The following is an 18,955-nucleotide window of genomic DNA, read 5'->3' on the forward strand; positions in this document are numbered from 1 at the left end:
GCATGCTCTACACGGTCGCGCACGGAGTCATCCCCCCGGTGGCGCGCGCCGTGTGGCGCCCGACGGTCGAGGGGCTGCACCACATGCCCTCGACCGGCCCGGTGATCGTGGCCAGCAACCACCTGTCCTTCTTCGACAGCGTGGTGATCCCCGTCGTGGTGCCCCGCAAGGTGGTGTTCCTGGCGAAGTCCGACTACTTCACCGGCACTGGCGTCAAGGGCACGCTGACGCGGGTGTGGTTCGAGGGGCTGGGCATGCTGCCCGTCGACCGCGACGACACCAAGGCGGCGATCGCCAGCCTCGACACCGCGCTGGAGGTGCTGCGGCGCGGCGAGGCCTTCGGCATCTACCCCGAGGGCACCCGCTCCCGCGACGGCCGGCTCTACCGGGGCCGCACGGGCGTGGCCCACCTGGCCCTGACCGCAGGCTGCCCGGTCGTGCCGGTCGGGCTGAGCGGCACCGAGGACATCCAGCCCGTCGGGACCAACCGGCCCCGGCTGGGCAAGGTGGAGGTCACCGTGCGGCTCGGCGCGCCCATCACGGTCGGGAGCGAGTACGACGGCGTGCCGACCGGTCGCGCGCGCCGCGACCTCACCGACCGGATCATGGGCGCCATCGGCGACCTGACCGGTCAGGAGCCCGCCGGCGTCTACAACGAGCGTCCGGCCGAGGCGCAGGACCCGTCCTAGGGCCCGACCGCCGTCAGGCCCCCGCCCCGGGCGTGCGCGCGGCGAGCGCGGCCAGCGACTGCGGGAAGATCTCTGCCGGCGGGGTGACCAGGCCGGCGCCGACCTGGCCCACGCCCGCCACGCGACCGGCCATGCCGGTGTTGATCTGGGGCAGGATGCCGGTGCGGCAGACCTTGCTCACGTCGATGCCGGTCGGGGTGCCCTGGAACTCCAGGACGGGCACGGACCACCGCGGGTTCTCGGCGAGGGTGATCTCGTGCATCCGGCGGGTGGTCGCGAGCGCGTCGGGCACGGACCCGCCGACGAGGCGGACGATCGCGGGTGCGGTGGCCATCGCGAAGCCGCCGATGCCGGCGGTCTCGGTGATCGCGGAGTCGCCGATGTCGGCGTTGGCGTCGTCGGGGCCGTAGTCGCCGAGGAACAGCCCCTCGGCCACCTGCGCGGGACCGGTGAACCACTCGTCGCCGGTGCCCGAGACCTGGATGCCGAAGTCGGTGCCGTTGCGGGCCATCGCCACGACCATCGTCGAGCCGGGGATGTCGCGCCCGGCGTCGAGGGCCAGCTTGCAGGCCGGCATGGCGAGGTTGAGGAAGAAGTGGTCGTTGCCGCCGACGAAGCGCAGCGCCTGGGCCACGTCCGAGCCGTCGAACCCGGCGTCGGCACCGCTGGCGACCATCGCCGGAGCGAGGTCGCGCAGCAGCATCAGCGTGCCGGCGCGGTTGCGGTTGTGGGCCTCGTCGCCCATCTGCAGCATCTGGGTGAGGATGCCCGTCACGTCGACCGGCCCGGACTCCGCCACGACCGCCCGGGTCGAGGCCTGCAGCAGCGGGCCGAGGACCTCGCCCATCCAGCGCAGCCGGGCAAGCACCTCGGGTCCGTAGGCGCCGTAGCGCAGGACCTTGCCGAGGCCCTCGTTGAGCGAGCAGTAGGTGCGCCGGCCCGTGGTGCCGTCCTCGAGCACCCACATCCACATCGAGGGGGTGACGACGCCGGCCATCGGTCCGACGGCGCTGCGGTGGTGGCAGGGCTCCAGGCTCACGGAGCTGCCGGACTCGAAGAGCGCGACCGCGTCCTCGGGGTCGGCCACGAGTCCCTCGAGCGCCGCACCTCCCATGAGGGCGCCGCGCAGGGGACCGGACGCCCGGTCCCAGCCGATCGGCGGGCCGGCGTGGAGGAACTGGCCCGGCTCGAGGCCGAGGACCTCGGACGCCGGGGCGACGTCGACGAGGGTGGCGGTCACGCCGAGCACCGCCTCGACCGCGCGGCGGTTGGCGTCCGGGCGGCGCGGGTCGGTGGCGACCGCGGCGAGGTCCGCCTCGGTGCCGGGCATCGGCGGCCGCCAGTCGACGCGCTCCACGCCGACGGCCTGGCCCGCGACCGCCTCGGCGAGCATGTCGGCGCCGCAGGTGACGACCGTGGGACCGGTGGCCCCGGGGGTGACGACGGTGGGTTCGCTCATCACGACGCCTCCAGCTGGCTGAGCAGGTCGAGCGCGCGGCGGGTGGCCGCGGCGTTGGACAGGTGCACCTCGGCGCCCGCCGCGACGAGCGCGTCGCGCTGGGCGGTGAGGCCCTGCGGGTCGAGGTCGGTGCCGACCAGGCTGACGACCACCGGGACGGGCCGGTCCGCGCGCGCCGCCGCGATGGCGGGCGCGAGACCCGCCGCCGGGTCGGGCTCGGCGCCGTGGCCGAGCACGAGGTCGAGCAGCAGGACGCCGGTCGCGGGGTCGGCCGCCGCGCGGGCCAGCTGCTCGTTTCGCAGCGTGGGGTCGATCATCGGGTGCGCCCGGCCCTGGGTGAGGGCGTCGTCGCCGAAGTCGACCATCGTGTGGGCGCCCACGAGCAGCTCGTCGGGCGCCAGGGCGAGGTCGTCGGCGAGCGGGATGTTGCTGCGGATCGGGCCGAGGGCCTCGGTCGCCATCAGCATGGACTCGTCGCAGAGGGTGCCGCCGACGAAGAGCCCGCGCAGCAGCGGTCCCGTGGCGGCACCGGTGTTGTGCGCGCCGGCGACCGGCCACTGCGGTGCGTCGTGGCCGAGGCGGGCGAGGACGGCCTCGGCGACCGCGGTGAGGTCGCGCTGACCGGGGCCGAGCAGGCCCAGCTCGACGGGCGTGCCGAGGGCATCGGCCTCCGTCGCGAGGGCGTCGGCGACCTCGGACGCCGGTGGCTTGGAGACGACCACGACCAGGTCGACGTCGGCGTCGGCGTCCAGTCGGCGCAGCGCCTCGCGGGTCGCGAGCCCGCCCACCGCGGCGGACAGGTCGCGCCCGCCCACGCCGAGCGCGTGGCGCACGCCGACGCCGTCGGTGCCGTGGGCCGCCAGCTCCTCGCCGGCGTGGTGCAGCAGCGCCAGCAGCTGCTGGCAGCCCGTGCCGGAGGCGGCGACGAGGCCGATGCGCCCGGGGCGCACCGTGTTGGCGAAGCCGAGGCCGACGCCGTCGATGACCGCGGTCCCGCAGTCGGGGCCCATCACGAGCGCGCCGCGCGTGGCGGCGTACGTCTTGAGGGCGACCTCCTCGGCGACCGGGACGTTGTCGCTGAAGACCATCACGTCGTGGCCGGACTCGAGGGCGTCCATCGCCTCGACCGTCGCGCTCGCGCCGGGCACCGAGACGAGGGCGACGGCGCCCGGGCCGGCGTGCCGCAGCGCCGACCCCGTGGTCCGCGGCGGCGCCACCCGGCTGTCGCCGGAGCCGGGCCGGGTGGGGACGAGGGCGGCATCGACGGCCGCGAGCGCGGCGCCCAGCTCGGCGTCGTCGTCGAGGCGCAGCGCGACCACCATGTCGTTGGGCGAGGAGCCGGGAACGTCGAAGCCCATGCCGGCGAGCACCTCGAGGTTGAGCCCGGTGGCCATCGCCACCTGGGCGGCCACCACGCCCGGCGTGGCCTGCACCGCGCGGCTCACCTGCAGCAGGGTGACGGAGTCGGCGTACGCGCCGGGGCGGAGCTCGACGTGGTCCTTCACGACTGGTCCTTCATGCGGCCCTCCCGGGGCGGTCGGTGGAGATGGAGGTCAGGGCGAGCCCGGCTCCGGCGAGGAGGCCGGCGCCCGAGGTGGCGCCGACGGCGAGCAGGGCATCGGTGGCGGTGGCGGTGGGGTCGGCCAGCCACGCGGCGAGCTCGGGCATCGCCTCCCCGCGGAGCGCGCAGTCGAGCAGCGTGGCGGACAGGAGCGTGGTGACGCCGAGCCGTCGGCGGAGGTCCGCGACGAGCGCCGGGTCCGGGAGGCCGAGGGCCGCCCGGGTGAGGAACCACCCGGCGAGCACGTCGTCGCCCAGAGGGGTCAGCCCGGGGCCGCGTCCGAGCAGCCGGTCGACGTGCGCGGGGGTGAGCCGGCCGTCGGCAGGGAGGTTCCAGCCGTACGCCGTCACCGCGGCCGGTGTGGGTGGGACGACGTCGTGGCGCCCGACGCGGGCGACGCCCGGGTCGGCGAGGCGCACCACCCGGTGCTCCTGGTCGCCGACCACCAGCGTCCCGCCGTGCACCGCCACGGGCAGCCCGGCGAGGTGCGCGAGGTCGGGCAGCGTCGACCACACGGCGCACGGTACCCGGGTCGCCGTGGCGGACACCAGGCCGACGCACCAGCCGTCGAGGTCGACGTAGACGGCGGTCCCGCTCGCGTGCAGCACGCGGCGGGGGCCGTCGTGGGCCGCGGCCAGCCGCGACCGCACGCGGGTCGGTGCAGCCACCGGAACCTGGCGGGCGATCACTCCCCAGACGCTAGCGGCACGTGACAGACTCGCGAATGTGAGAACTTGTCAGCGCAGGGGGCAGATGTGGGCCAAGACTTGATGAACGACCCGGAGGCGGTGGCGGCGCTCGAGCGCGCCGACGCGCTGCACACGGCACTGACCCACATCGTGCTCGAGGGCGGCGACCTGGCCGCGATCGCCGAGGCCGTCGGCGACGCGCTGGGCTGCGGCGTCGTCTTCACCTCGACCGACGGCCGGGAGCGCGCCGCCCACCTCGACGAGGCGCAGCGCGAGTCGCTGGCGGCCGCCGACCTGCTCGACCCGACCGGTCGCCTGCGCGTCGAGCGGATCGACCCCGACGGCACCGCCGTGGGCGAGGGGGAGGCGCTCGTACGCCGCGTCGTGGCCGCCGGCGTCGACCTGGCGCGGCTCGTCGCGCTGCGCCCGGACGGCACCATCCACTCCTCCGACGTGCACGCCCTGGAGCGGGCCGCGATCGTGGCGGCGCTGCTCGTCACGCGCGTCGAGGCGATCACCGCGGTGGAGAACAAGTACCGCGGCGACTTCCTCCGCGACGTGTTCCTCGGCCGCGCCGGCGAGGAGGACTACGTCGCCGAGCACGCCCAGGCCTTCGGCTGGCACCTCGACCGCCCGGTCCTGGTGGTGGTCGCGGTCCTCGACCCCGACGCGATCGCCGCCCTCGGGCCGGACCCGGAGGAGCGCCGCGCGTGGCAGGACCGGTTCGCGCAGGCCTGGCGCCAGGTCGCCGCGACGGTCGACGGCAGCATCGCGTCGGTCGCGTTCAGCCGCGAGGTGGTCACGCTGGTCCCGGTCGGCACCCCGGTCGGGAGCGCTGCCGGTGGCCCGGGCGGCGGAGTGGGGGACCACGGCGCGGTCGACCGGATCATCGAGGCGGTCCGCGGCGACCGCGGCGGCGGCCGGGTCGCGTTCTCGGCCGGCGTCAGCCGCGTCGCGAACGGCCTCGGCGACCTTCCCGAGGCGTTCCGCCAGGCGCAGCGAGCCGTCGAGATCGGCCGTCGGGTGCACGGCGGGGGATCGATGACCCGCTTCGACCAGCTCGGCCTGCACCGGCTCCTCGCGCTCGTGCCCGACAGCGCCGAGCTGACCTCGTTCGCCGCCGACGTCCTCGGTCCGCTGGCAGAGCGCACGCCCGAGGCGGCCGACCTGCGCGAGACGCTGCAGGTGCTGCTCGACACCAACTTCAACGTGGCCGAGGCCGCCCGCGCGCAGTTCTTCCACTACAACACGATGCGCTACCGCGTCGGCAAGCTGCAGCGCCTCCTCGGCCCCGTCGCCAGCGACCCGCACCTGCGTCTCGACGTGGCCGTCGCGCTGCGCGCGCTGGAGATCGTGGGCTAGCGCGGCAGCGCTCTCAGGCCAGCGGCTTCTCGTAGAACACCCGGGTGAAGCCGTGCTCGGTCGTGCGATGGGTCTCGGTGTAGCCGAGGCGTGTGTAGAGCCGCTGGTTCTCGAGCATCGTCTCGTGGGTGTAGAGCCGGATCCGGTGCAGGCCGTGCGCCAGCGCCCGCGACTCCGCCAGGTCGAGGAGCCTCCGTCCGTGGCCCCGGCCGTGGTGGTCCGGCGGCACCGCGACGTTCTCGAGCAGCATCGTGTCGGGCTCGGGGACCAGGATGAGGAAGCCCACGACCTCGCCGTCGACGGTCGCGACCCACGCCTCGGAGCCCTCGACCGCGCCGGCGTAGTCGGTCTCCATGGGCCCGGGACGCAACCCGCCCATGCGGGCGACGTAGGGCGAGTACGCCGCCTCGGCGATCTGCTGCAGCGCCGGGACATCGGCGGCGGTGGCGCGACGCAGCTCCGTGCCGACAGTCATGTCGACCATTGTCGTACGTCCGGTGGACCCGCGGAAGAACTTGTCATCGACCCCGGCGTTCCTTCGGCAGATGTCGCCAGTGAGGGTGTGTGATGTGGCGCACTAGTTTGTGGCTTCTCGGGTACACATCCCCGCCGAACTGGAGGCCTGCACATGTCGATGTTCAAGTGGGACGTGGTCGATCCCGCCCCGGGTGAGTCGGTCCTCCCGCGGCAGCGCCTGCCGTGGGGCAAGACGATCGGGCTCGGTGCCCAGCACGTCGTCGCGATGTTCGGCGCCACTTTCGTCTTCCCGCTGGTGATGGGGCTCGACGCCAACCTCGCCATCATGTTCTCGGGCCTCTGCACGATCCTGTTCCTGCTCATCGTGCAGAACCGGGTGCCGAGCTACCTCGGCACCAGCGCCTCCTTCGTGGCCTCCGTCGCGGCGATCCGCGCGCTCGACGAGGGCAACGACTCCTCCTACGTGACGGGCGCGATCCTCGTCGGCGGGCTCGTGCTGGCCGCGGTCGGCGTGCTCGTCCACTTCGCCGGCGCCGGCCTCATCCACCGGATCCTGCCGCCGGCCGTGACCGGCGCGGTCGTCATGCTGATCGGCTTCAACCTCGCCCCGGTCGTGGCCGGCGTCTACTGGCCGCAGGACCAGTGGATCGCCCTGGCGACCGCGGCCTTCATGGTCTTCGCGGCGGTGGCCCTGCCCGGCTTCTGGTCCCGCGTGGCCGTCTTCCTGGCGCTGATCTTCGGCTACGTCCTGTCCTACGTCGCCGACCTGCTGTTCGGACCCATCACGTCCGTCCTCGGCGGTGCCACCGAGGCCACCGAGCACGACCGCGTCTCCTGGGCCGGGGTCGAGGCGGCGAGCTGGATCGGCTTCCCGAGCGGCACGCTCGCCGACGGCGTCTCCGTGGTCCACGGCCCGTCCTTCTCGCTGACCGCCATCCTGCTCGTCCTGCCCGGCGTCATCGCGCTCGTCGCGGAGAACACCGGCCACGTCAAGGCGGTCGCCGAGATGACCGGCGAGGACCTCGACCCCTACATGGGCCGCGCCATCGGTGCCGACGGCATCGCCACCGCCTTCGCCAGCGCCTTCGGCGGCTCGCCCACCACGACGTACGCCGAGAACATCGGCGTCATGGGCGCCACGCGGGTCTACTCCGTCGCGGCGTACTACGTCGCCGCGATCGTGGCGATCCTGCTTGGCCTCTGCCCGAAGTTCGGCGCGATCGTCAACGCGACCCCCGGTGGGGTGCTCGGCGGCATCACGGTTGTGCTCTACGGGATGATCGGTCTGGTGGGTGCCAAGATCTGGGTCGAGAACAACATCGACTTCGGCAACCCGGTCAACATGGTCGGCCTCGCCGCCGGCCTCATCGCCGGCATCGGTGGCGTGACCCTCACCTTCGGCGACGACTTCGAGCTCGGCGGCATCGCGCTCGGCACCATCCTCGTCATCGTCTTCTTCCACATGGTCAAGGGTCGCGGCGACCATGGCTCCGGCTCCGGCAACGTCACCCGCAACCTCAGCCACCCCGACTACGACGGTGGCGTCGACGACGTCGCCTCCGGAGGTCCCGCGCCCCGATGAAGCCCGCACCCTTCGCCTACCTGCGCCCCACCACCCTCGAGGAGGCCCTCGCGGCCCTCGCCGGGGAGCAGGGGGCGAAGGTGCTGGCCGGCGGCCAGTCGCTGGTGCCGCTGTTGTCCATGCGGCTGGCGGCGCCGTCGATGCTGGTCGACGTCAACGGCCTCCCGGACCTCGACCACGTCCACTGCGACCCGTCGGGCGTGCGCATCGGGGCCCTCGCCCGGCACGCCCACGTGCTCGGCTCCGTGGAGGCCGCCGAGGTCCAGCCGCTGCTCGCGCTGGCGCTGTCCCATGTCGCGCACCCGACGATCCGCAACCGGGGCACCACCGTGGGCTCCATCGTCCACGCCGACGCCGCGGCGGAGATGCCGATGGTGCTGCGGCTCCTGGAGGGATCGGTCGACGTCATGTCGGTGCGCGGTCGTCGTACGATCCCGGCGGCGGAGCTCTTCGCTGGACCGCTCGAGTCGACCCTGGCCCACGACGAGCTCGCCGTGGAGGCGTTCTTCCCGGCCCTGCCCGCCGGCGCCGGCGTCGCGTTCCAGGAGATCGCGAGGCGCCACGGCGACTACGCGCTCGTCGGCGTCGCCGCGCTCGTTGAGACCGACGGCGACGAGGTGACCCGCGCGAGGGTCGGGTTCGTCTCCGTCAGCGACGTCCCCGTCGTCGTCGACGTGACCCACGCGCTCGACGCCCCCGCGACCGCGGCGCTCGCCGAGCTCGACCCCGCCGAGGACATCCATGCCACCGCGGCCTACCGCGCGCACCTGGTCAGCGTGCTGACCCCGCGCGTGGTGGCCGCCGCGACCGACCACGCCCGCTCCCGGGCACGAGAGGTGAGCCCCGCGTGACCAGCGAGAAGCTCCACGACGTGCGGCTGCACGTCAACGGGTCCGTCCACGAGGTGCGGGTGCCTGCCCGGCGCCTGCTCTCCGACGCCCTGCGCCACGACTGCGGCCTCACCGGCACGCACGTCGGCTGCGAGCACGGGGTGTGCGGCGCCTGCACGATCCTGGTCGACGGCGCCCCGGTGCGCTCGTGCCTGATGTTCGCCGTGTCGGCCGTGGACGCCGAGATCACCACCGTCGAGGGGCTCACCGAGGCCGACGGGTCGCTGTCGCCGGTGCAGCAGGCCTTCTCGGACTGCCACGGCCTGCAGTGCGGCTTCTGCACGCCCGGCTTCCTCACCACCATCACGGCCGGCCTGCGCGACAACCCCGACCCGTCGGAGGACGAGGCGCGGGAGATGATCGCCGGCAACCTCTGCCGCTGCACGGGCTATCAGAACATCGTGAAGTCGGTGCTGCGGGCCTCCCAGATCCAGGGTGGGACCAAGGGTGAGATGCAAGGCGAGATCCAGGAGGAGCGCGGATGACGACCAAGCTCTTCGGCACCAAGGTCCCGCGGGTGGAGGACCAGCGCTTCCTGCGCGGCCAGGGCCGCTACGTCGACGACCTGCTCACCGACGACCCCCGGCTGCTGCACTCCGCGGTGCTGCGCTCGCCGCACGCGCACGCCCGCATCCTCGACATCGACGTCTCCGACGTCCTCGACGTCGAGGGCGTGCTCGCCGTGTGGACGTGGGAGGACCTCACCGGCCCGATGGCCGAGCCGCTCCCGCTCCTCATCCCGCACCCGACCCTGACCCACGGCCGCACGCAGTACGCCCTGGCGAAGGACGAGGTCAACTACGTCGGCGAGGCGATCGCCTTCGTCGTCGCCGTCGACCGCTACGTCGCCGAGGACGCCGTCTCGCGCATCCGCGTCGACTACGAGCACCTCGAGCCCGTCGTGGGGATCGCCGCCGCGCGGGCCGCGACGCGCACGGTGCACGACGACGTGCCCGACAACGTCGGTGCCCGGATGGAGCAGGAGAACGGCGACGCGCGGGCCGCGATCGCCGCCGCCCCCCACACCCTGACCCTCGAGCTCGACGTCGAGCGCTCGGCGTGCACGCCGATGGAGGGTCGCGGCACGGTCGCGAGGTGGGACCCCGACACGTCGCGCCTCACCGTGTGGTCCTCGACCCAGACCTCCACCGGCGTACGCGGCTGCGTGGCGGCCAAGCTCGGTCTCGACCTCGCCAAGGTCGACGTCATCACCCCCGACGTCGGGGGCGGCTTCGGGGTGAAGATCAACCACCCCTGGCCCGAGGAGCTGCTGGTGCCGCTGGCGGCGATGACGCTGGGCCGGCCGGTGAAGTTCACCGAGGACCGCCGCGAGCACTTCATCTCCTCCGCGCACGAGCGCGCCCAGCAGCACCACGTCGAGGTCGGCTTCGACGACGACGGCCGGCTGCTCGGGCTCGACGTGGAGTTCTGGCACGACCACGGCGCCTACACGCCCTACGGGCTGATCGTGCCCATCATCACCTCGACCCAGCTGCTCGGCCCCTACAAGCCGCAGAACTACCGCGTCGTATTCGAGTCGCTCTACACCAACACCGTCATCGTCACCCCCTACCGCGGCGCCGGCCGGCCGCAGGGGTGCTTCGTGATGGAGCGGACGATGGACGCCATCGCCGCCTACCTCGGCAAGGACCGCACCGAGGTGCGGAGCACCAACTTCATCCAGCCGGACGAGTTCCCCTTCGAGCACGGGCTGGTGTTCCAGGACGGCCGCGAGCTCACCTACGACTCCGGCGACTACCCCGCCTCCCTGGTGAAGCTCAAGGAGCTGGTCGGCTGGGACGAGTTCGAGGACTTCCGCGCCGAGATGGCCGCGCAGGGCAGGCGGGTCGGCATCGGCCTCGCCTGCTACGTCGAGGGCACCGGCGTCGGCCCCTACGAGGGCGCCCACGTGCACATCGAGACCTCCGGCAGGGTCAAGGTCGCCACCGGGCTCACCACCCAGGGCCAGGGGCACCAGACGGCGTTCGCGCAGATCGTCGCCGACACCCTCGGCGTGCGGTTCGAGGACGTCGAGATCACGACCGGTGACACCCGCAAGATGCCCTACGCCGTGGGCACCTTCGCCTCGCGCGCCGCCGTGATGAGCGGGTCGGCCATCCACCTCGCCGCGCTGCGCGCCAAGGAGAAGGCGCTGCGCATCGCCGCCGAGGCGCTCGAGGCGTCGGAGGACGACCTCGAGATCGCCGACGGCGTCGTCTCGGTGCGCGGCACCGACACCTCGGTCGACCTCGGCACGGTCGCCGTCCTGTCCAACCCGCTGCGCTACGCCTTCGACGAGGCGTCCAAGGCCGCCACCCAGTTCTCCGTCGGCGACCCGGGCAAGCCGCCGGTGGCCGAGGACGACGAGCCCGGCCTGGAGGGCAAGGACTTCTACTCGCCCGAGCGCTCCACCTTCGCCAGCGGCATGCACGCCGTCATTGTCGAGACCGACCCGGACACGGCCGAGATCACGATCCTCAAGTACGCCGTCGTGCACGACTGCGGCCACCTCATCAACCCGATGATCGTGGAGGGCCAGATCCATGGCGGTGTCGCCCAGGGTGTCGGCGGCGCGCTCTACGAGCGGATGGCCTACGACGAGTCGGGGCAGCTGCTCAACGCCTCCTTCATGGACTTCCTCATGCCCTACGTCACCGAGGTGCCCACCACCATCGACATCGACCACCTCGAGACCCCGTCGCCGCTCAACCCGCTCGGCATCAAGGGCGCGGGCGAGGCGGGGGTCATCCCGTCGGCCGCGGTCTTCGCCGCCGCCATCGAGGACGCCGAGGGCTTCCCGATCGCCGCCATGCCGATCTCGCCGTCCGAGCTGTTCGCGCTGCGCCTGGCGCACGCCGACACACCCGCAGAAGCCATCGCTGAGGAGACCCGATGAAGTTCACCGGAGACAACGTCCTGGCCGCGCCGGTCGAGCAGGCCTGGGACGCGCTCCTCGACCCGGCCGTGCTCGTCCGCACGATCCCCGGCTGCGAGCGGCTCGAGGCGACGGGCGAGAACGCCTACGCCATGACGGTCACCGCGGGCGTGGCCTCGATCAAGGGCACGTACGCCGGGTCGTGCCAGCTGCGCGACCTCGTCGAGCACGAGTCGCTGGTGATGAAGCTCGACGGCGCCGGCGCGCCCGGCACCATCGGCGCCACGGTCCACGTGCGGTTCACGCCGGAGGGCTCCTCCACGCGGATCTCCTACGACGCCGACGCGGTCGTCGGCGGGATGATCGGCGGCGTGGGCCAGCGGATGCTCACCAGCGTCTCCAAGCGGATGGCGGGGGAGTTCTTCGGCAACGTCGACGCCGCGATCGCCGGCGGCGGCGCAGCCGCTCCCGCCGGGAAGGCCACGGAGGTCGCGGCGGACACGAGCGCCCCGGCCGCGACGAGCAGTGGTGCGGTCTTCACGGCGCCCGCCGCCGCGCCGTCGGCCGGTGGCCGGCAGGAGCTCCTGCTCGGCGTCGCGATCGGGGCCGGCCTCGTCGCCCTCGGCGTGCTGCTGGGTCGTCGCCGGTGACCGACCTGACGGTCGACTCCACTGCGCGCGACCAGGCCGCGGCGGTCCGCGCCGGCGAGGTCTCGGCCCGCGAGCTCCTCGAGCTGCACCTCGACCGCATCGCCGAGCGCAACCCCCACCTCAACGCCATCGTCTCCCTCGACGAGGAGCGGGCCCGTGCCGCGGCGGCGGGAGCGGACCAGGCGATGGCCGCGGGTGAGGAGCTGGGCCCTCTCCACGGCCTGCCGTTCGCGGTGAAGGACACCCACGCGCTGCAGGGCTGGCGCACGACGTACGGCTCGCCGATCTTCGCGGACGCCGTCGCCGACCACGACGACCTGCTGGTCGAGCGCGTCCGCGCGGCCGGCGCCGTGTTCGTCGGCAAGACCAACGTGCCGGAGTTCGCCGCGGGGTCGCACACCTTCAACACCGTCTTCGGCGTCACCCGCAACCCGGTCGACCCGACGCGTTCGGCGGGCGGCTCGAGCGGGGGAGCGGCGTGCGCGCTGGCGGCCGGCATGGTGCCGCTGGCCGACGGGTCCGACATGGGCGGCTCCCTGCGCAACCCGGCGTCCTTCTGCGGCGTGGTCGGGATGCGGCCCTCCTTGGGCCGGGTGCCCGAGTGGCCGCTCTACAACCAGTGGGAGAGCACGTCGGTCGGCGGGCCGCTCGCCCGCAACGTGGGCGACCTCGCCCTCCTGCTGTCCGTCCTCGCGGGTCCCGACCCCCGTGCGCCCCAGGCGCTCGGCGACGCCGGCTCGACGTTCGCACCGCCTCTCGCCCCGGCACCGCTCGCCGGCCTGCGGGTGGCCTGCTCGGTCGACCTCGGCGGCGAGATCGTCGTCGACCACGCCGTGGCGGACGTCGTACGCGCCACGGCGGCACGGCTCTCCGACGCCGGCGCCGCGGTGGCCGAGGCCCACCCGGACCTCGAGTTGGCCGACGACACCTTCCGCACCCTGCGGGCCTGGCACTTCCAGGCCAAGCTCGGCCCGCTGCTCGCCGAGCACCCCACGGCGTTCAAGGCATCCCTCGAGGCCAACATCCGGGCCGGGGAGCCGCTGACCGGTGCGGACGTCGCCCGCGGCTACACCCAGCGCACCGCGCTCTCGGAGACGATGCGGCTCTTCTTCGGCGACCACGACGTGCTGCTCCTGCCGACGTCGCAGGTGCCGCCGTTCCCCGTGGAGCAGGAGTTCCCCGAGACGATCAACGGCCAGCAGATGCCCGACTACCTCGCCTGGATGCGGTCGGCCTACTTCATCACCGTCACCGGCTGCCCCGCGATCTCCGTGCCCGCCGGGACGACCCCGGACGGGCTGCCCGTCGGCGTCCAGCTCGTGGCGCGGCACGGCGCCGACCGGCGCCTGCTCGAGGTGGCCGCCGCCCTCGAGCAGCTGCTGGCCGGCTAGGCCGGGCGCCGCGCGGACCGTCCAGCGCCTGTGCACGGGCTGGGGACAAGGCGCCGTAGCTGGGGATGACCGGCGCTGCTCTGTGCACGACTCGCCGGAACCCGAAGTATGTGCCGCATCCGCCCCCGAACCCCTTGCGGCCGGGCTCCCGCAGGGCATAGAACTCTCCCTACGCCGCCCCGTAAGGGGAGGCGGGATGGCTCCGCGAGGAGGGTCCGCACGACGGGAACCGGTCCGCCGGGGAACGTCGCAGGCACCGGGTGATGAGGTGGCTGGGACCCGACAGAGCGAGCGATCGACCGGGATCATCACCGCGACCGGTCACCTGAGGAGCCGGACGCTTCGGCGGCCGCACCTCGTGAAGGGCCCTTGGCGCTCATACCGCCGAGGGCCCTTCTCCTGTTCCCCGCCGATGCCCGCGGGATGTGACGCAGGTCTTGCCGAAGGTCGGGCGTTCCGTCGGCAGATCGTGCCGTGGTCGCCGTCTCCGCGCCTCGGTTGAATCGTGCCCATGAGCAACCGGCGGATCAGGATCGGCATCGACACCGGAGGGACCTTCACCGACGTCGTCGCCTTCGACGAGGACTCCGGGGCGCTGGTCACCACCAAGACGCCGAGCACGCCGGGCAACCCGGCGGACGGCTTCATCGCGGGCGTCGAGAAGATCCTCGACCTCGCGGGCGCCGACGGGAGCGACATCACGGCGGTCTCGCACGGCACCACGGTCGCCACCAACAAGCTGCTCGAGGGCAAGGTCGAGCGCCTCGGGTTCATCACGACCGAGGGCTACGAGTTCATGCTCGAGATCGCCCGCCAGTCCGTGCCGGACGGCTACGGAAACTCCTACTTCTGGGTCAAGCCCGACCGCATCGTGCCGGCCGACCGGGTGCGCACGGTCGGTGGCCGCCTCGACTTCACCGGCGCCGAGATCAGGCCCTTCGACGGGGAGGCGGCAGTCGCCGCGGCGCGATGGTTCCGCGACCAGGGGATCACCACGCTCGGCGTCTGCTTCCTGCACGCCTACGCCAGCGACGAGCACGAGCTGCGGATGCGCGACATCCTGCGCCGCGAGCACCCCGACGCGGTGGTCTCGATCTCCAGCGAGGTGCTGCGCGAGTACCGCGAGTACGAGCGCGCGATGACCACGCTCGTAGACGCGGCGGTCAAGCCCAACGTCAGCCGCTACGTCACCAACATCACCGAGCGGCTGCACGCCTTCACCGGCGGGCGCAGTGCCGGCGGCGACTCGATCCCGTTCTACGTGATGAAGTCCAACGGCGGCGTGCTCTCGGCCGACGAGGTCGTCCACCAGCCGATCACCACCGTGCTGTCCGGGCCCGCCGCGGGCGCGCTGGGCGCGGCGCTCATCGCCGAGGTCGCCGGCTTCCCGCGGATCCTCACCTGCGACGGCGGCGGCACGTCGACCGACGTGTCGGTCGTGCTCGACGGCCAGCCGACCCTCACCACCGAGGGCACGGTCGGGGCCTACCCGAGCAAGATCCCGATGATCGACGTGGTCACCGTCGGCGCCGGCGGCGGCTCCATCGCCTGGCTCTCGCCCGAGGGCTCCCTCAAGGTCGGCCCGCACTCGGCCGGAGCCGACCCGGGTCCGCTCTGCTACGGCAAGGGCGGCACCCAGCCCACCATCACCGACGCCCATGTCTCGCTCGGCCGGATCCCGCCGCACCTGCTCGGTGGCGAGATCCCGCTGGACGTCGAGGCGGCTCGGCACGGGGTCGCCGACCTCGCCGAGCAGCTCGGGCTCGACTTCGAGCGGTGCGCCACGGGCATCCTCGAGATCTCCGCCTGGAACCAGGCCAACGCCTTGCGCCAGGTCAGCGTCAAGCGCGGCCTCGACGTGCGTGACTTCATGCTGACGACCTTCGGCGGCTCCGGCTCGCTGCTGGCCTGCCGCCTCGTCGACATCCTCGACCTCGCCGGCGTCGTCGTACCCCCCGACCCGGGCAACGTGAGCGCGTTCGGCCTGCTGACGGTCGACGTCAAGAACGACTACGTTCAGACCCACGTCGCCAAGGAGTCGGCGCTCGACCACGCGGTCGTGCAGGCGATCCTCGACGACCTCACCGACCGCGCCCGGAGCGCCCTCGACAAGGAGGGCTTCACCGCCGACCAGCACCAGTTCCTGCGCACCATCGACGTCCGCTACGTCGGCCAGGCCTACGAGGTGCGGGTCCCCGCCCCGGACGGCGCCGTCGACGACACGTACGTCGCGCAGGTGGCCGACACCTTCCACGCCGAGCACCGCCAGCTCTACGGCTACGACTTCCGCGGCGACCGCGACCAGCAGGTCGAGTGGGTCAACCTCCGGGTCACCGGCATCGGGCCGATCACGCGTCCCGAGATCCCGACGCTCGACAAGGCCGACGGCGAGGTGCTCGAGCGTGCCGTGCGCAGCCGGCGACAGGTGTGCTTCGACGCCGACGAGGGCTACGTCGACACGCCGGTCATCTGGCGCGGCGACCTCGGCGCCGGCGACGCCTTCAGCGGCCCGGCGGTGGTCGAGGAGTTCGGCTCGACCATCCCCGTCCACCCCGGCTTCGAGGTCGTGGTCGACGACTGGGCCAACCTCGTGATCCGGAAGGAGGCCGCCCGATGAGCGGCACCGCAGTGGACCCCGCCTACGTCACCGCACGGCCGGCCAACCCGGCCGGCCTGCCCACGGCGTACGAGCACGGCGGGCGACTCACCGCCGAGGGGACGACGGTCGACCCGATCCTCGTCGAGATCGTCCAGGGCACGCTCGCCAGCGTCGAGATGGAGGTCGAGACCGCGATCGGCCGCACCAGCCGCTCGCCGATGATCCGCGACGCCCACGACTTCCGGGCCGGGATCCATGACCGCCAGCTGCGCAAGCTCACCGGCCGGTCCTACAGCGCGCTCGTGCACCCGATCGTCCGCGACTTCCCCATCGAGGAGATGCGGGAGGGGGACGTCTTCTTCCACAACGACGTCTACGAGTCCGAGGGCGGCATCGGCCACTTGCCGGACCTGTGCGTCACCGTCCCGGTGTTCCACGAGGCCGATGGTGTGAAGAGCGTCGTCGCCTTCGTGCAAGCCTTCGGCCACCACGACGACATCGGCGGCGCGGTGCCGGGCTCGATGCCCAGCAACGCGACCACCGTCTACGAGGAGGGGCTGGCCGTCCCGCCGATCAAGCTGTGGGACGCGGGCGTCCCCAACAGGTCGGCCCTGCGGATCATGACGCGCAACTCCCGCATGCCCGACAGCCTCGCCGCCGACCTCGACGCCGAGTGCTCCGCCTGCCTGATGGGGGCACGCCGGCTCGGCGAGCTCTTCGAGCGCTACGGCCGCGACGCGATCGAGGCGTCGTTCGACGCCATCCTGGACGCGACCACCGAGACCTACCGTCGCGAGATCCTGTCGAAGATCCCCGACGGCACCTACGTCTGGGAGGACTACGCCGAGCACGACGGCGTCGACGAGCCACAGCTGCACACGCAGCGGATCACCCTGACCAAGGTCAGCGACGCCCCGGCCGACCCCGACAACGGCCGCCCCGCCGGACCGCGGCTGATCATCGACTTCACCGGCACCAGCGCCCAGGCCAAGGGACCGATCAACCACTGCGGCGACTACGTCGGCGGCAACTTCCTCAAGAAGTGGCTCGCGCCGATCCTGCGCAACCTCGCCGACACCCCCGAGCGGATGGCCGAGCTCGACGTCAACGAGGGGATCGTGCCGCTCATCGAGATGCGGTTCCCGGAGAAGGGCACGCTGCTCACGCCGATCCACCCCGCGCCGACCAACGCCCGCACCTTCGTGATCCTGCGGCTGCTCGGCGTGCTCGCCGGCGTCGTGGCCAAGGCCGTCGACGGCAAGATGCCCGCCGACCAGGAGACGATCCGCTACACCGGCGTCTACGGCAAGGACCTCGACGGCAACGACTACCTCATGCGCGAGGTGCTCGGCGGCGGCTCCGGCGGTCGCTACTACGCCGACGGCGAGGACACCATCCACGTGGTGCCCGACTCGCGCAACCTGCCCACCGAGTTCACCGAGTCGCGCTTCCCCTTCGTCGTCGAGCGCCTCGGGCTCGCCGTCGACTCCGGCGGCGCCGGGCAGTTCCGCGGCGGCCTCGGCTACGAGAAGCACATCCGGATGCTGAAGGACGCGCACTTCATGTCCATCGCCGACCGCTCGATCCTCGCCTGCTGGGGCGTCCGGGGCGGCAGGGCGGGATCGCCGTTCCAGGTCGTCATCGACCCGGGCGGGCCGGAGGAGCGCGAGGTCGACGCCCTCGCCGACGCCGAGGTGGTCCGCGCCGGCCAGGTCGTCCGCATCCGTACGACCGGTGGAGGCGGCTGGGGAGACCCGCTGGCCCGCGACCCCGAGCTCGTCGTCCGCGACGTCGTGTGGCGCAAGGTCTCGGCCGAGGCCGCGCTGCGCGACTACGGCGTGGTCCTGACCGGCTCGGTCGACGACGGCAGCCTGGCCCACGACGCGGACGCGACCGCCGCGGAGCGCGGCGGCCGGGCGCCGTGGAGCCGTGAGGACGACGCCTTCTTCGACCGCGGTCCGGGCTACGCCTCGCTGGCCGACGGGGCGCCCCACGCCGACGTCGACACCGTCTGAGCGGCGGTCGGGGGTGCAGGTCGAGGTGCGGACGGCCGTGCGGGTCGCGGTGCTCGGCGGCCACGGCAAGACCGGCCGCGCCGTCGGTGCTGCGCTCGCCGACCGCGGCGCCGAGGCGCTGCCGCTGGGTCGGGCCGAGTGGTCGTCCCTGGCGGCCGCGGTCGCCGGCTGCGACGCGGCCTACGTCATCGCGCCCAACCTGCACCCCGACGAGCCGGCCTACGTCGCCGAGGCGCTGGACGCGCTCCACGCCGCCGACGTCGGCCGGGTGGTCTACCACTCGGTCGCCTCGCCCTACGTCCCTGGGATGCCGCACCACCTCGGCAAGGCGGCCGGTGAGGACCTGATCCGCCGCAGCGGGCTCGACTGGACGATCCTGCAGCCCGGCGCCTACCTCCAGAACCTCGACCTCACCGGGCGCCTCGAGGTGCCCTACTCCCTCGACGTCCCCTTCGGCTTCCTCGACCTCGCCGACCTCGGCCGCGCCGCGGCCGTCGTCCTGACCGAGCCGGGGCACGGCGGGGCGACGTACGAGCTCGCGACCCGCGTGGCCACCGTGCGCGAGCTCGCCGACGAGGCGGGTGTCGAGGCCCGCCGGGTGGACGACCCCGGGACGCACCCGTGGCTGACCGCGATGTTCGCCTACTACGACCGACACGGGCTGCCGGCCGGGACGCGGGTGCTGGGCGCACTGCTCCGTCGTTCCTAGGGTGTGC

General features: G+C 73.2%; 15 protein-coding genes. 11 read left to right on the forward strand and 4 right to left on the reverse strand.

Annotation, left to right across the window (positions count from 1 at the left end):
- Positions 1–2 precede the first annotated feature (2 nt).
- Entirely contained in the window at positions 3–689 is a 687-nt protein-coding gene (locus SHK17_RS05775; protein ID WP_322921411.1) for a lysophospholipid acyltransferase family protein, read from the forward strand.
- 13 nt (positions 690–702) lie between these two features.
- Here SHK17_RS05775 and SHK17_RS05780 read toward each other — a convergent pair whose 3' ends face one another.
- The 3 genes from SHK17_RS05780 to SHK17_RS05790 are packed head-to-tail and all read right to left on the reverse strand — an operon-like array spanning position 703 to position 4,377.
- Positions 703–2,148, reverse strand: coding sequence for a YlbE family protein (locus tag SHK17_RS05780; protein WP_322921412.1), 1,446 nt, complete (start codon positions 2,146–2,148; stop codon positions 703–705).
- A complete protein-coding gene (locus tag SHK17_RS05785; protein ID WP_322921413.1) occupies positions 2,148–3,653 on the reverse strand; it encodes an FdrA family protein in 1,506 nt (501 codons plus the stop codon). Before SHK17_RS05785 ends, SHK17_RS05780 begins: the two co-directional genes overlap by 1 nt.
- A 10-nt stretch (positions 3,654–3,663) precedes the next feature.
- A complete protein-coding gene (locus SHK17_RS05790; protein ID WP_322921414.1) occupies positions 3,664–4,377 on the reverse strand; it encodes an oxamate carbamoyltransferase subunit AllH family protein in 714 nt (237 codons plus the stop codon).
- Positions 4,378–4,479: 102 nt separating this feature from the next.
- Here SHK17_RS05790 and SHK17_RS05795 point away from each other — a divergent pair, with 102 nt between their 5' ends.
- Complete coding sequence (locus tag SHK17_RS05795) at positions 4,480–5,760, forward strand: PucR family transcriptional regulator (RefSeq protein WP_322921415.1); 1,281 nt, start codon at positions 4,480–4,482, stop codon at positions 5,758–5,760.
- Positions 5,761–5,773: 13 nt separating this feature from the next.
- Here SHK17_RS05795 and SHK17_RS05800 read toward each other — a convergent pair whose 3' ends face one another.
- The gene (locus SHK17_RS05800; RefSeq protein ID WP_322921416.1) at positions 5,774–6,235 is read right to left on the reverse strand and encodes a GNAT family N-acetyltransferase; all 462 of its coding nucleotides are present in this window, start codon (positions 6,233–6,235) and stop codon (positions 5,774–5,776) included.
- Between the two features lie 153 nt (positions 6,236–6,388).
- On the opposite strand from SHK17_RS05800, the gene SHK17_RS05805 reads away from it, so the two are divergent.
- The 9 genes from SHK17_RS05805 to SHK17_RS05845 all read left to right on the forward strand — a co-directional run bounded on the left by SHK17_RS05805 (position 6,389) and on the right by SHK17_RS05845 (position 18,948).
- Complete coding sequence (locus SHK17_RS05805; protein ID WP_322921417.1) at positions 6,389–7,819, forward strand: uracil-xanthine permease family protein; 1,431 nt, start codon at positions 6,389–6,391, stop codon at positions 7,817–7,819.
- Positions 7,816–8,670, forward strand: coding sequence for an FAD binding domain-containing protein (locus SHK17_RS05810; RefSeq protein ID WP_322921418.1), 855 nt, complete (start codon positions 7,816–7,818; stop codon positions 8,668–8,670). The genes SHK17_RS05805 and SHK17_RS05810 overlap by 4 nt, the downstream gene beginning before the upstream one ends.
- On the forward strand, positions 8,667–9,194 hold the full coding sequence (locus SHK17_RS05815) for a (2Fe-2S)-binding protein (protein WP_322921419.1): 528 nt from the start codon (positions 8,667–8,669) through the stop codon (positions 9,192–9,194). The genes SHK17_RS05810 and SHK17_RS05815 overlap by 4 nt, the downstream gene beginning before the upstream one ends.
- Complete coding sequence (gene cutA / locus SHK17_RS05820; protein WP_322921420.1) at positions 9,191–11,605, forward strand: aerobic carbon-monoxide dehydrogenase large subunit; 2,415 nt, start codon at positions 9,191–9,193, stop codon at positions 11,603–11,605. The genes SHK17_RS05815 and cutA overlap by 4 nt, the downstream gene beginning before the upstream one ends.
- Positions 11,602–12,234 carry an SRPBCC family protein gene (locus SHK17_RS05825; RefSeq protein ID WP_322921421.1) on the forward strand — a complete coding sequence of 211 codons (633 nt, stop codon included), beginning with the start codon at positions 11,602–11,604 and terminating at the stop codon, positions 12,232–12,234. Before cutA ends, SHK17_RS05825 begins: the two co-directional genes overlap by 4 nt.
- Entirely contained in the window at positions 12,231–13,625 is a 1,395-nt protein-coding gene (locus tag SHK17_RS05830) for an amidase (RefSeq protein ID WP_322921422.1), read from the forward strand. The genes SHK17_RS05825 and SHK17_RS05830 overlap by 4 nt, the downstream gene beginning before the upstream one ends.
- Before the next feature lie 511 nt (positions 13,626–14,136).
- Positions 14,137–16,242: a hydantoinase/oxoprolinase family protein gene (locus SHK17_RS05835; protein ID WP_322921424.1), complete on the forward strand. Its 2,106-nt coding sequence runs from the start codon at positions 14,137–14,139 to the stop codon at positions 16,240–16,242.
- A complete protein-coding gene (locus SHK17_RS05840; protein WP_172270523.1) occupies positions 16,239–18,239 on the forward strand; it encodes a hydantoinase B/oxoprolinase family protein in 2,001 nt (666 codons plus the stop codon). The genes SHK17_RS05835 and SHK17_RS05840 overlap by 4 nt, the downstream gene beginning before the upstream one ends.
- 13 nt (positions 18,240–18,252) lie before the next feature.
- Positions 18,253–18,948, forward strand: coding sequence for an SDR family oxidoreductase (locus SHK17_RS05845; RefSeq protein ID WP_322921426.1), 696 nt, complete (start codon positions 18,253–18,255; stop codon positions 18,946–18,948).
- The last annotated feature ends 7 nt before the right edge of the window (positions 18,949–18,955 follow it).

Origin of the sequence: Nocardioides renjunii (assembly GCF_034661175.1) — a bacterium.
In the GTDB taxonomy this organism is placed as follows: domain Bacteria; phylum Actinomycetota; class Actinomycetes; order Propionibacteriales; family Nocardioidaceae; genus Nocardioides; species Nocardioides renjunii.